At 68.8% G+C, this 13,787-nt stretch carries 8 protein-coding genes; 6 read left to right on the top strand and 2 right to left on the bottom strand.

What is annotated here, in order from left to right; translation table 11 throughout:
- Positions 1-110 precede the first annotated feature (110 nt).
- Positions 111-3,659, bottom strand: coding sequence for a ThuA domain-containing protein (locus AB0J93_RS07935; protein WP_363919277.1), 3,549 nt, complete (start codon positions 3,657-3,659; stop codon positions 111-113).
- A gap of 528 nt (positions 3,660-4,187) precedes the next feature.
- Here AB0J93_RS07935 and AB0J93_RS07930 point away from each other — a divergent pair.
- The 6 genes from AB0J93_RS07930 to AB0J93_RS07905 all read left to right on the top strand — a co-directional run bounded on the left by AB0J93_RS07930 (position 4,188) and on the right by AB0J93_RS07905 (position 12,330).
- A complete protein-coding gene (locus AB0J93_RS07930) occupies positions 4,188-5,696 on the top strand; it encodes a sugar ABC transporter ATP-binding protein (RefSeq protein WP_363919275.1) in 1,509 nt (502 codons plus the stop codon).
- A gap of 76 nt (positions 5,697-5,772) precedes the next feature.
- Positions 5,773-6,747: an ABC transporter permease gene (locus tag AB0J93_RS07925; RefSeq protein ID WP_363919273.1), complete on the top strand. Its 975-nt coding sequence runs from the start codon at positions 5,773-5,775 to the stop codon at positions 6,745-6,747.
- A 1-nt stretch (position 6,748) separates the two neighbouring features.
- A complete protein-coding gene (locus AB0J93_RS07920; protein WP_363919271.1) occupies positions 6,749-7,732 on the top strand; it encodes an ABC transporter permease in 984 nt (327 codons plus the stop codon).
- 23 nt (positions 7,733-7,755) lie between these two features.
- Positions 7,756-8,940, top strand: coding sequence for an ABC transporter substrate-binding protein (locus AB0J93_RS07915; protein WP_363919269.1), 1,185 nt, complete (start codon positions 7,756-7,758; stop codon positions 8,938-8,940).
- A gap of 7 nt (positions 8,941-8,947) precedes the next feature.
- Positions 8,948-9,799: a sugar phosphate isomerase/epimerase family protein gene (locus tag AB0J93_RS07910; protein ID WP_363919267.1), complete on the top strand. Its 852-nt coding sequence runs from the start codon at positions 8,948-8,950 to the stop codon at positions 9,797-9,799.
- 137 nt (positions 9,800-9,936) lie between these two features.
- The gene (locus tag AB0J93_RS07905) at positions 9,937-12,330 is read left to right on the top strand and encodes an RICIN domain-containing protein (RefSeq protein ID WP_363919265.1); all 2,394 of its coding nucleotides are present in this window, start codon (positions 9,937-9,939) and stop codon (positions 12,328-12,330) included.
- Positions 12,331-12,384: 54 nt separating this feature from the next.
- On the opposite strand, the gene AB0J93_RS07900 is transcribed toward AB0J93_RS07905, so the two are convergent.
- Positions 12,385-13,644 (bottom strand): hypothetical protein, encoded by a 1,260-nt coding sequence (locus AB0J93_RS07900; protein WP_363919263.1) that lies wholly within the window; start codon positions 13,642-13,644, stop codon positions 12,385-12,387.
- Between the last annotated feature and the right edge of the window lie 143 nt (positions 13,645-13,787).

Genomic DNA, 13,787 nt, shown 5'->3' with positions numbered 1-13,787 from the left:
CCTGCGGCGATGTGACGGTGGCGCCGTACGTCCCGGGTCGGGACCGGCTCCGCTTTCCAAGAACCGGTCCCGACCGAGGCGTCCCTGACGGTCGCGGTGGGTCGCGATGGTCAGGCCAGGCTGAACCGCCACTGCTGGTTGGTGCCGCTGTGGCAGGTCCACTGCAACAGGCGGGCGCCGTCGGTGGTGGCACCGCCGTTGACATCGATGCAGAGCCCGCTCAGCACACTCTTCACCGTGTAGACCCCGGTGGTTGCGGTGGACGTGACGGTGAACTTCTGCTGGTTGCTGTTGTTGCAGGTGGCCTGCTGAAGGAAGGCGCCGGCGCTGGTGGAACCGCCGATGATCTCCGCGCACTTGTTGCTGTGGACGGCCCGCAGATAGACCGCGCCGCCGCCGGCGTCGACCGCCTGCCACTTCTGGTTGTTGCCACCGGTGGCGGCCCACTGGTGGATCTGCGCGCCGTCGGCGGTGGAGACGCCGCTGACGTCCATCAACTTGTTGCTGTGTTGTGCGGTGAGCGTCCACGTACGGCCGGCTATCCCGCCGCCGGTGTCACCGACGCCCACTCCAGGACCACCGAAGGTGTGCGAGTCGAGGTCGAACCAGTTGTTGGCGCTGCCCTTGAACACCAGGTACAGGGTGTGGGTGCCGGCGAGGGACGTGACGTTCACCGGTGGCGTGGACTGGTAGTTGTCCCAGCCGCCGGTGCTCGGCACCGGAGTGGTGGCCAGTAGCGTGCCGGTCGGCGAACCGGCCCGCAGCTCGATCGATCCGCCGCCGGACGGCGACGACAGCCGGTAGCTCACGGTGTTGATGCCGGACAGGCTCATCGGGGTGAACGCCACCCAGTCGTTGTTGGAGATGTCCCCGATGCGCTTGCCGCTCTCCGCGCCGGCCTGGTCGATGATCCGGGTGCCGGACTGGCTGCTGTGGTACTCGGCCTGCTTGTGTTTGGGCTGGAGAATCACCTGGGCGCGGCCGGTGAGTGGGGCCGCGCCGCCCGCCCCACCGTCGTCGGTGTATCGCGCGTTGAGCACGTAGAACAGGTTGGCGCCGTCCGGGTGTCCGCCGAGCAGGTCGGTGGGGATGGTCCCGGAACAGCCGGCGTAGTCCGTGGTCTCGTGCGCGTGGTCGTCGTGCCCGAGCGCCGGGTTGAGGAAGACCTTGCTGCAGTCGATCGGTGCGCCGCCCGGGTCGGAGACGGTGATCTGGTACGAGACCCGGTCGCCGAAGGTGAGCATGCCACCGTTGGCGGGCGTGGTGATGGTGACCACCGGAGCGGTGTTGCCGACGGTGATCTGCACGTTGGCGAAGCCGGTCTTGCCCGAGCTGTCGGTGACCTTCAACTGCGCCGTGTAGTTGCCGTTGCTGGTGTAGACCTTCGACGGGTTGGCCGCCGTCGAGGTGGTGCCGTCGCCGAACGTCCACTGGTAGCTGATCGTGTCGCCGGGGTCGGGATCCGACGACCCGGCGCTGGAGAACTGCACGGTCAACGGGGCGTTTCCGCTGGTGGGAGTGCCGGTGGCCTTGGCGATCGGTGACCGGCCGCCCTGGACGTAGTCGATCCGGTAGAGACCGGAGTCGCTGTTGCCGCCACCGAAGTTGGTGCCCCACTCCAGCAGGTAGAGCGAGCCGTCCGGGCCGAACTCGAGGTCCATCGGGCTGTTGAACTGGGCGGTGGGCAGGAACGGGTTGATCCGGGTGACCGCCGACGCGGAGTCGAAGTGCATCTCCTTGATGTAGTCACGCGACCACTCGTAGAAGAAGTGCACGCCATCGTAGTAGGGCGGGAACTTCGTCGCCGACGGGTTCTCCGGGTCGTAGCGGTAGACGGGTCCGCCCATCGGCGCCGAGCCACCCGAGCCCACCTCCGGGAAGTTCTGCGAGGCGCCGTAGCCGTACCACATGTTGGGCGCGACGACTGGCCGGAGGTTGGTCAGGCCGGTGTTGTTGGGCGAGTTGTTTACCGGCGCGGCGCAGTTGAACTTGGCACCGACCTGGCCGGTGTCCGGGTTGTACGGCGCGTACGGCTGGTTGTCGCCGTGGCAGAACGGCCAGCCGTAGTTGCCCGGCGTCTTGATCACGTTGAGTTCGACGAGACCCTCGGGCCCCCGGTTGGTGGTCGGCGGGTTCCGGTCCGGTCCGTAGTCGGCCAGGTAGACCCAGCCGTTGGCCGGGTCGATCGAGAAGCGGAACGGGTTACGGAAGCCCATTGCGTAGATCTCCGGCCGGGTCTGCGCCGTTCCCTGGGGGTAGAGGTTGCCCGACGGGATGGTGTAGCCGCCGCCGGTGGAGGGACGGATGCGCAGCAGCTTGCCGCGCAGGTCGTTGGTGTTGCCGGCGGTACGCGCCGCGTCGAGCATGTGCTTCCCCGAGCGCCAGTCCAGCGGGGCGTAGCCCTGCCAGTTGGGGTCGAGGTTCGGCGCGACGTCGTCGCCGGTGCCGATGTACAGGTTGCCGTCGGGCCCGAAGGCGATGTACCCGCCGGTGTGGCCGGGCTCGGGGTACGTCCGATCCCGGTAGGCCGGGACGTCGATGATGGTCACCCCGCTGGACATGTTCAACGTGTCGCCGTTGAGCGTGTATCGGGAGACCCGGTTGACGTCGGTCGAGCTGCTGGCCGGCGCGTGGTACAGGTAGACGTACCCGTTGCTGGCGAAGTTCGGGTCGAGCGCCAGCCCGGTGAGCCCGTCCTCACCTCCGGTGTAGACGCTGAGCGTGCCGGCGGTGACCGTGCTGTTGGTGCTCGGCTTGAAGATCTTGACCTGGCCGCCGCGCTGGACGTAGAGCACCCGGCCGTCGGGTGCCACGGCCAGCGCCATCGGGTCGACGGTGTTGCTGTCGAGGGTCCGCTTCTCGAAGTTGCCCCAGACGGTGCCACCACAGTCGCCCGGCTCGTTGCCGGCGGCCCACTTCACCCCGCCGAGGACGTGGTTACGGAAGTGGGTCTCGCTGTAGGACGCCGCGGCGTGGCCCATCGCGGTGGCCCAGACCCGGCCACCGCCGGTGTTACGGCACCAGGAGATCGGGTGGTCGGAGCCCATCGCCCGGGGGCCCGGGTTGTACGTGCGTTCGTCGGCGGTGACCAGGACGTGCACCTCACCGCGCGGGTTCTTGTCGAAGTTGTACCACTCCTCGCTGCGGTTCCAGCGATCCGGCAGGCTGGCCGTCGACGGGTGCTTCTTGTCGGCGACGATGGCGGTGCCGGGCAGGACGCCGGGGGAGTGCTCCGGCATGTGCGCACCCGCGTTGATGGTCTGGTCCCACCAGGGGTACTCGCCCTCGATCCCCATGTCGGTGGCGTTGTGGATGGCCACGATGCCCTTGCCGCTGGCGAGGAAGCCCTCCACCGCCTGACGTTGGCTGGCCGAGGTCCACACCATGCCGGACGTCTGGAACATGATCAGGACATCGAAGGTGGCCAGGTTCGCTGCGGTGAAGACGCTGGAGTCCTCACTGTGTACCAGTTCGAAGTTGTCGGACGCGGCCTGCTGCTGGAACATCGAGACCCCGGCGGGGATCGAGTCGTGCCGATAGCCGGTGGTCTTGGTGAACAACAGGGCGCGGAAGGCCGGAGCCGCTGATGCCGGCTGGACCAGCGCGAGCGCCAGTAACAGACCGGTGATCAGCCCGATGATGGCTGTCTTACGACGCATGCCGTCTCCTCGTCGGGGCGGAGCAACAGGGGGTGCGACCACGGGTCCGGTCACCTCCCACGGCACGTCGGGTGGTGCCTGGTGGCACGACGGGGTGCGTGCGCGGTCGTCGTCGCACGGTTCGTCGCACCGATGTGACGCCGCTGGATGTGACGCAGAGTCACGGCCGGGTGGGTTCCGGGCCCCGTGGTGGCAAGGAGCCTAAATAGTATGGATATGGACATAAATTGATGTTAACGACAACATGGATGGGGCTGATCATCGGCGCCTGCGTTCCCCAGTGGACCTGACCCGGCATCGTTGCCTGCCACCAGCCCGGTCGGGAGTCCGGGAGATCGGGGATTGCGTACCTATCCCCGAGCATCTATCTTCATACGTGTGATGTTTCGGTCATGTCAAGCGAAAGTTTGAGCACGACAACAGGAAGCTTCGCTTCCGATAACTAAAGCCAGGTGACCGGCCGGTCCTAAGTGAATTCTGAGGTGGCGCACCGATGCCCTTGGCGATTACTATCCGTGAGGATTCTTGATGTCGGCTCGACCCCCGGCGCTGCTGACCCTGCGGGGCATAGGCAAGTCCTTCTTCGGGGTACGCGTCCTCGACGGTGTCGACCTCGACGTCGCCCCAGGCGAGGTGCACGCCGTGGTGGGGGAGAACGGTGCCGGCAAGTCGACCCTGATGAAGATCGTCTCGGGTGGATACGCCCCGGACGGCGGCACCGTCGAGTTCGCCGGGCAGGCACGCGTGTTCGGCGGCCCGCGTGACGCGCAGCGGGCCGGCATCGGCATCATCCACCAGGAGTTCAACCTTCTGCCGGAGCGCACCGTCGCGGAGAACGTGTACCTGGGCCATGAGCCGAGGCGGCGTGGCCTGGTCGACCGGCGACAGATGCTCAGCCGCACCAGGGAACTGCTGGCCACCATCGGGGAGACGGAACTGCCCGCCGATGCCGTGGTGGGCCGCCTCGGTGTCGCCCAGCAACAGGTGGTGGAGATCGCCAAGGCGCTCGCGCTCGACGCGCGCCTGCTCATCATGGACGAGCCCACCGCCGCGCTGGCCGACCACGAGGTCGAACTGCTCTACGGCCTGGTGCGACGGCTGCAACAGCAGGGCATCGGCCTGCTGTACGTCTCGCACCGGTTGACTGAGGTCTTCGACCTGTCCGACCGGATCACGGTCCTCAAGGACGGCCGCCTGGTGCGGACGATGCGCACCGCCGACGCCACGGCGGAGGACCTGGTACGCCAGATGGTCGGCCGGGAGTTGTCCAGCTACTACCCGGATCGGGCCGCTCCCGAGGACCTCGGTGCGGTCCGGCTCGCCGTGCGGGGTGGCGGGAACCGGAAGCTACGCGATGTCGACCTGGACCTGCGCGCCGGTGAGGTGCTGGGGGTCGGTGGCCTCCAGGGCTCCGGACGATCGGCGCTGGCCCGCGCGCTGTTCGGGGTCGAGCCGTTCACCACCGGCGTGGTCACGATCGACGGCCGGCCGGCGCGGCTGCGTTCACCGCGCGCGGCGACTCGGGCCAGCGTCGCGTACGTAAGCGAGGATCGCAAGGGCGAGGGCATCGCCGCCCGGCAGTCGGTGCTCGACAACGCGCTGCTCGCGAGCCGGGCGGTCTTCCCGGCCCGCTCGGGCCGCGCCGCGCGCACCGCGCGCGTCCGCGAGCTGCTCGCCGCGGTGGAGGTCCGGGCCGCCGGTGACGGCCAGGAGATCCGGTTCCTGTCCGGCGGCAACCAGCAGAAGGTGGTGCTGGCCAGGTGGCTCGCACTGGAACCATTGATCCTGCTCTTCGACGAGCCGACCCGGGGCATCGACGTGGGCGCGAAGTCGGCGATCCACGATCTCGTCCGGCGGCTCGCCCGGGCGGGTGCGGCGGTGCTGATGATCTCGTCCGAGCTGCCGGAGCTGCTCGGCATGAGTGACCGGATGCTCGTCATGCGCGACGGCCGCGTCGCGGGTGAGCTGCCCGCCGGCGCCACCGAGGAGGACGTCGTCGCCCTGGCGGTCGGCACCGTACGGGAGGCGGCGGCGTGAGTGAGCGTAGCGAGCGAACCATCAGGCTCAGCAGCGTGGCGTCTCGCGCCGCCGCGGAGCGAAGCGAGGCGGCGGCGTGAGCCTTCTGTCGCTGCGGCCGGCTCGACGGCCCCTGCCAGGCGTGTTCGTGGCGCTGACCATCACGCTGGCGCTCGGTTGGCTGATCGTCATGCTCGACGGCGGTCAGCTGTTCAACCAGTCGACGACGGTGAGCCTGCTGCACGTCGCCGCCGGGCTGGGCCTCGTCGCGGTCGGTCAGACCCTGGTCATCCTGGGTGGTTCGCTGGACCTCTCGGTGGCGTACGTGATCAGCCTGAGCACCCTCGTCGCGGCCGAGACGATGAACGGCAGCGACGGTGCGCTGCTGCCCGCGATCGGTCTGGCGCTGACCGTCAGCGCCGCTGTCGGGCTGCTCAACGGGCTGCTCGTCACCAGGCTGCGGATCAACGCCTTCATTGCCACCCTCGGCGTCGGGCTGCTGCTCAAGGGATACCTCGACAACGGCTACGACGGTCCGGCCGGCAGCACCTCACCCGGGCTCGTGCAGAGCCTCGGCTACCAACGCATCGGCCCCGTACCGCTGTCCTTCCTGCTGCTTCTCGCCGTGACCGGGGCATGCTGGTTCGCGCTGGTACGGACCCGGTTCGGTCACCATCTGATCGCTGTCGGCGGCGATCCGGAGGTGGCCCGGCTCTCCGGCGTCCGCAACGACCGGGTTCTGGTCATCGCCCACGTGCTCTGCTCGCTCTGCGCCGGGCTCGCCGGGATCTATCTGGCCAGTCGGCTCGGCTCGGGCGCCCCCCGGGTGGGCACCGAAGGTCTCTACGACCTGGAGTCGATCGCCGCCGTGGTCATCGGTGGCACCGCTCTCGCCGGTGGCCGTGGCGGTGTCGTCGGCACGCTCGGTGGCGTGCTGTTGCTCGCCAGCATCGACGCCATCTTCAACCAGCTCGAAGTGGACGCCTTCTTCAAGCAGGTGATCCGGGGGGCCATCATCATCGCCGCCGTGGCCGTCTACGCCCGTCGGGCCATGCGAAAGGCGGCCGTCTGACATGCAGCTCGTCAAGCGTCGCCCGCTGCCGCCCCAGCTGACCCGGGTACGCCGGGGCGGCCTCCTGCCGCTGCTCGCGATACTCGCGGTGTTGCTGGTCCTGGTCACCGTGCGCCAACCCGACTTCCTGGCTCCAGCGTCCCTGATGTCGTTCCTCGGCCGGTCGGCGCCGCTCATCCTGCTCGCCGCCGGTCAGTACTTCGTCATCGTCTCCGGCGAGTTCGACCTGTCCGTCGGCTCGTTGGTCACCGCGCAGGTCGTGGTCGCCGCGCGGCTGATCGACAGCGATCCGTCGCGGACCTGGCCGGTGGTGCTGGTGCTGCTCGCCGGCGGGGTGCTCGTCGGGCTGGTCAACGGTCTGATCACGACGCGACTACGGGTGCCCTCGTTCATCACCACCCTCGGCATGTTCCTGATCCTGGTGGGTGCGGTCTACCTCTGGTCCAACGGCGCGCCCAAGGGCGGCCTCTCCGAGGAGTTCCGTCGCTTCGGCCGGCGTGCGTTCGAGGACGTGCCGGTGTTCGGCCGCATCCCGTACGCCCTGCTGGTCCTGCTGGTCCTCGCGACGCTCGCGGTGCTGCTGATGCGCTCCGACTTCGGCCGGGTCCTGGTCGCGGTCGGGGACAACCCGCGTACGGCGGAGCTGAGCGGCGCCCGGGTGCGCCGTACCCGGACCATCGCCTTCATGCTCAGTGGTCTCGCCGCCGCCTTCGCGGCGATCCTGATCGGCGGCTACAGCGGCGTGTCCTTCCAGGCCGGTGCCGGCCTGGAGTTCGGAGCCATCACCGCGGTCGTTCTCGGCGGGGTCGCCCTGGGTGGCGGACGTGGCTCGGTCGTCGGCGCGATGCTCGGCGCGCTGACCCTCGAACTGCTCTTCACGCTCATGAACTTCTACGGCGTCTCCGGCGCACTCAGACCGACCGTCCAGGGCGCCATCATCCTGTTCGCCGTGGCGGTCTCAGCCCGACGTTCCACGTCGAGATAAGTCGAGATAAGGGGAGTCTTTCAATGAAACGACGCATGGCGGCCACGGCCGCGCTTCTCCTGGTGTCACTCGCCGGCTGTGCCACCGACGAGCCCGCTGCGACCCCGTCCGGTTCCTCCGCACCACCCGCCGGGGCCGGCACCGGCGAGCAGTCGAAGTTCTTCGTGCAGGCCGACTACGACAACGAACTCGCGCTGCTCGACGCCGCACCGACCGGACCGGCCGACAAGCCGTGGGAGCAGGTGCTCAACCCGAAGATGGTGGACACCGCCAAGTTCAAGAAGGACGGCCCGCACAAGATCTGCTTCTCGAACGCGGCGTTGAACAACCCGTGGCGGCAGGTCGGCTTCAAGACCATGCAGGCCGAGGTCGAGGCACAGGGCGACCGGATCAAGGAGTTCGTCCACGTCGACGCCGAAGGCAAGGACCAGAAGCAGATCGCCGACATCAACGACCTGCTCGGGAAGGGCTGTGACGCACTCATCGTCTCGCCGAACACCACCGCCACGCTCACCCCGGCCGTGACGGCGGCCTGCGACGCCGGCCTGCCGGTCATCGTCTTCGACCGCGGCGTGGACACCGACTGCCCGGTGACGTTCATCAACCCGATCGGCGGGTACGGGTTCGGTCACGTCGGAGCGGAGTTCGTCAGCCAGCAGATGAAGCCCGGCGGCAAGGTCCTCGCGCTGCGCATCCTGCCCGGCGTCGACGTACTGGAGACCCGCTGGTCCGCCGCGAAGGTCGCGTTCGACAAGGCTCAGGTCGACGTCGTCGGGGTCGAGTTCACCGACGGCGACCCGGCCAAGACCAAGAAGATCGTCAACGACTACATCCAGCGGCACGGCACCATCGACGGCGTCTGGATGGACGCGGGCGCGGTTGCCGTCGCGGCGGTGGAGGCGTTCCAGGACGCCGGTCAGCCGGTGCCTCCGATCAACGGCGAGGACCAGCTCGACTTCCTGAAGATGTGGAAGGACGAGGGGCTCACCGCCATCGCGCCCACGTACCCGACCTACCAGTGGCGTACGCCGATCATCGCGGCGCTGCGGATCCTCGACGGCCAGCAGGTGTCCGCCCCGTGGAAGCTGCCCCAGCCGACGATCACTCAGGAGAACCTGGACAGCTATCTCGACCCGAACATGCCGCCGCTGCACTACGCGATGTGCGGCTGCACCGACCTGCCGGGTTACCCGCAGCGCTGGAAGTAGGTGTCCGGTGCGTGCCGTCGGTGTCAATCCCTGGGTGTGGACCTCGCCGGTCGACGACGAGGCCCTGACCGCATTGATCCCACGGATCGCGGCGCTCGGCTTCGACGCGGTCGAACTGCCGATCGAGCAGCCGGGCGACTGGGATCCGTACCGCGTTCGTGACCTGCTCGCCAGGTACGGACTGGCCGCAGCCGGCGTCTGTGCGGTAACCCCGCCCGGCCGGGAACTGGTCAATGCCGCACCCACCGTGGTCGAGTCCACGGTGGCGTACCTGGACAGCTGCGTCGACAGTGCGGCGATCATCGGTGCGCCGTGCGTCGGTGGTCCGGTCTACGCGTCGGTGGGCCGGACCTGGCGGATGACGCCGACGGAGCGCGCGACCTGTTACGCCGATTTTCGTCGGGCGCTGGTACCGGTCGCCGACCGGGCCGCCGAGCGGGGCGTGTCCATCGGGGTCGAGGCGCTCAACCGGTACGAGACCAGCGTCGTCAACACGCTCGAACAGACCGTGGAGATGATCGACGGCCTGCCGTCGAACGTCGGCCTGATGATCGACACGTACCACATGAACATCGAGGAGGCGAACCCGTACGCGGCGCTGGCCGCGGCGGGTCCGCACATCAAGCACGTACAGGTCAGCGGCACCAACCGGGGGGCGCCCGGGTCCGATCACCTGGACTGGCCCCGGCTCCTCGCCGCCCTGGCCGCCACCGGCTACTGGGGTGCGATCTGCATCGAGTCGTTCACCCCGGAGAACGCGACGATCGCGACCGCCGCCTCGATCTGGCGCCCGCTCGCCCCGTCACCGGACCGGCTCGCGGGGGACGGGCTGGCCTATCTCCGGAGCATCCTCGGCTGAGCTGCGCCGCCCTCGCGTCGGCATCGGGTCACCGGCGTGATCTCAGTCGATCCTTGCGCAGACATCATTCGTATGATGAACTGCCGTCCACATACCACCCTCCACACCGCACCACCCGTCCAGGTAAGGAGACCCCCGTGTCCGTACCTCCACCCCCCGCTGCACCCCGACGGGTGCTGGCCGCGGCCGCGACGGTGGCGCTGACCGCTGCGGCCACCGTGACCGCCGTGACGGCGTTCGCCGCCCCCGCCCTCGCCGCTACCACCACCCTCTACGCGTCGCCCTCCGGTGGCGGCAGCAGTTGCACCGCCGCCCAACCGTGTTCGTTGACCGGTGCGCAGTCGGTCGTCCGCTCGATGAACGGCTCGATGTCGGGTGACATCGTGGTGCAACTGGCTGACGGCGTGTACCGCCTCTCCTCGCCGCTGCGGTTCACCGCCGCCGACTCCGGCACCAACGGCTACCGGGTGATCTGGCAGGCGGCACCGTCGGCCCGTCCCGTGATCAGCGGCGCGCGGGCGGTCACCGGCTGGTCGCAGGTGGACGCCGGCCGCAACATCTGGCGGGCCAACGTCGGTGCCGGGACCGACACCCGTCAGCTCTACGTCAACGGCGCGCTCGCCACCCGGGCCCGTACCCAGGTCAACCGGGCGGACTTCACCGCGGACAGCACCGGCATGAGGTTCACCAGCGGCGCCCTGAACTACCTCAACAACCTGGCCAACCAGAGCCGCATCCAGATGGAGAGCGTCAACTCGTTCACCGACCGGTACGTGTCGGTGCAGAGCATCAGCGGGAACCTGATCCGGATGCAGCAGCCCGGCTGGAGCAACAACAACTTCGGCTACGACACCTTCACCAGCCCGCACCGGGCCGGCCCGCTCTACCTGGCCAACGCCTACGAGTTCCTGGACACGCCGGGGGAGTGGTACCTCGACCCGGGCAGCGGCGCGCTGTCCTACATCCCACTCGCCGGGCAGAACATGAACAGCGTCAGCGTGGAACTGCCGACGCAGCAGTCCCTGGTCAACCTCGGCGGGACCTACGCCTCGCCGGCACACCACATCACGTTCACCGGGATCACCTTCACCGGCACGACCTGGCTGGGCGCCAGCAGCAATCAGGGCTACGTGGACCAGCAGACCGGCGCCTACATCTACGGCAACTGGAACTGGCCCAGCTTCTCCTCGTGCCACAACGGCTGCCCGCAGTTCGAGGCCACCCGGCCGAACTGGCAGCAGATGCCTGCCGCCGTGCAGGTCTCGGCCGCCAACAACATCACCTTCAGCGACTCCCAGTTCGTCAACCTCGGGCAGACGGCCATCGGGATCGGCAACGACGCCAACGCCCACGCCAGTGGGGTGGGCCTGGGTGCCAGCAACATCATCGTCACCCGCTCCGAGATCGCCCGCAACGCGGCCGGTGGCATCGTCGTCGGTGGCGTACGCGCCGACGCCCACCACCCAAGTGACCAGCGCATGGTGAACCGGGACATCACCGTCAGCAACAACCGCCTGCACGACCTGGGGATCGAGTACCGCGGCATCGTCTCCGTGCTCACCACCTACGTCACCAACTCCACCGTCTCGTACAACGAGGTCTACAACATGCCGTACACGGGCATGTCGATCGGGTACGGCTGGGGATCCAACGACGCGGGCGGCAGCGAGCACTACGCCGGCCGTGGCCTGTACAACTACCAGCCCCGCTACACGACGGCCACCACCGCGTCCAACAACCGGCTCATCGGCAACTACGTGCACGACGTGATGCAGCAGATGAACGACGGCGGCTGCATCTACACCCTGTCCGCGAACCCGGGCGGGTTGATCAGCGACAACTACTGCCTGCGGACCAACGGCTACTTCGGCGTCTACTTCGACGAGGGGTCCCGCTACTACACCGCCCGCAACAACGTGTTCTCGTCCACCGGCACCTGGGCCACCGCCAACTACTGGTACGCGGAGAACATGGGCAACTTCACCGTCACCAACAACTGGTCGACAAACGGCAGCACCAACGTGACAAACGGTGACCGGGGCAACGTCGTGTCCGGCAACGTGACGGTGACCAACGGCAACTGGCCCTCCGGCGCCCAGGCGGTGATGGCCGGGGCCGGTCCGCAGGGCGGCAGCAGCCCGCAGGGTGTGCAGATCGTCGGTGCCCAGTCCGGCCGGTGCGTGGACATCGACGGTGCGAGCACCGCCAACGGCGCCCAGGTCAAGCTCTGGGACTGCCACGGCGGGACGAACCAGCGCTGGACCTACACCGCCAGCAAGCAACTGATGGTGTACGGCAACAAGTGCCTCGACGCGTCCGGCCAGGGCACCAGCAACGGCACCCTGGCGATCATCTGGGACTGCAACGGTCAGGCCAACCAGCAGTGGAACGTCAACGCCAACGGCACCATCACCGGCGCACAGTCCGGCCTGTGCCTCGATGCCAGCGGCTACGGCACCACCAACGGCACCGTGATCCACCTCTGGGCCTGCCACGGCGGCACCAACCAGCAGTGGAGTCTGCGTAGTTGACACTGCGGGTGGGTGGGGTCGACGCGCCGACCCCACCCACCCGGGTCACTCGGTTCAGGACGACTGACGTCGAAGGTGTTCGGCGAAGGCGGCCTGGCTGCCCAACATGACCATGATCGCGTTGCGGTAGGCGACCGACCCCCACAGGTGCAGTTCCTCGTCGTCGATACCGCCGAAAATGCCGGCGAGCGCCAGGCGTTCGCGGCGGCCGAGGACCTTCTGTGGCCGGGCGAGCAGCTCGCCCTCGCGGCGCAGGGCGTCGAGGTAGGCGGCGACCGCCGAGGTGTACGCGGGGCCGCCGAGTTCCTCAAGCATGCCGAACTCGAAGAGGTGCAGCGCCGCCTCCGACTCCCAGTCCGGGGTGCGCTGCACGTGGCGGATCAGCATCACGTGCCGCGCCTCGAACAGCAGCAGGATCCCGCGGCCGAGCCGACTCAGCGGCCGGCGGCTCGACGGCAGCCGCAACGTGCGTACCGGTTGCCCGGCGGCCACGTCCACCGCACCGGCGAAGCTGGGCATCCGCTCGCCGCCGGGCACCGGGTCGGGTACCAGGCAGACCCGGTCCGCGTAGACCGGGTCATCCTGACCGGAGAGCGACCGCATCGCCGCCGCGCACACCTCGGCGAAGGGACGGTCGTCGGCCGGCGCGTCGGGGTCGAGGGCGTAGACCATCCCCGGCAGGCCGGCGGGGACGCCCAGGACCGCTGAACTCCGCAGGAAACCCCAGGTCGTCGCGGCCCATCGGCTGCGGCGGGCCACCTCGGCGGCGGTGTCGCGCCAGTCGCGGGCGAGCCGCAGCCGCTCCCGGACGCCGGCGACGTCGGTCATCTCGAGCAGCGCCCGGGGCAGCACCGTCACGGGGTGCACGTCGAGCGGGTCGGTGACCACAGGGGGACCGATCGCCGCATGTTCGGCGCAGTCCGCGTCGGTGTGCGGGTTGCCGGTCGCACCGTGACAGTCGCCCAGCCAGGTGACCTCACGACTCACCGACTGCCGGGCGAACGCCGGCGCCGGCAGCATGCCGGCGCGCAGGATTCTCTCGTACTGCACCCGGGCACGGGCCGTCCGCAGCATGTCGAGCGGCAGGACCGGGGCCAGCTTCAGGACCGTCTCGATGATCAGACAGTGCGGGCAGGTGGGTCCGTCCGGGTCGACCACGCGGAACTCCCGCAGATGGTCGAGACCCGGCTGCTCCCACTGCACGCCGATGCCGCCGCCCTCGCGCAGCATCAGGTAAAGGTGAGTGGTGGCCTGCCGTTCCCGGGTGACGGCCACCATCTCGTCGAGGAACCGCCGCCGGCTGATCTGCTCCACCGGGTCACTGTATCGACCGGCGTCGCGATCGCGGCCCGGCGAAATCCAGTGCCGTCGTACGGCATCGGGTGGCTATCCTCCGCTTCGACATCCGTCGACGGACAGGAGTAGAGATGCGCCTCGACCTGGTCACGGCCCCCGCT

This window comes from Micromonospora sp. NPDC049374 (genome assembly GCF_040677165.1).
Lineage (GTDB): Bacteria > Actinomycetota > Actinomycetes > Mycobacteriales > Micromonosporaceae > Micromonospora.
The sequence above is the reverse complement of the archived record's forward strand: the minus strand, read 5'-3'. Positions and strand labels throughout refer to the sequence as shown.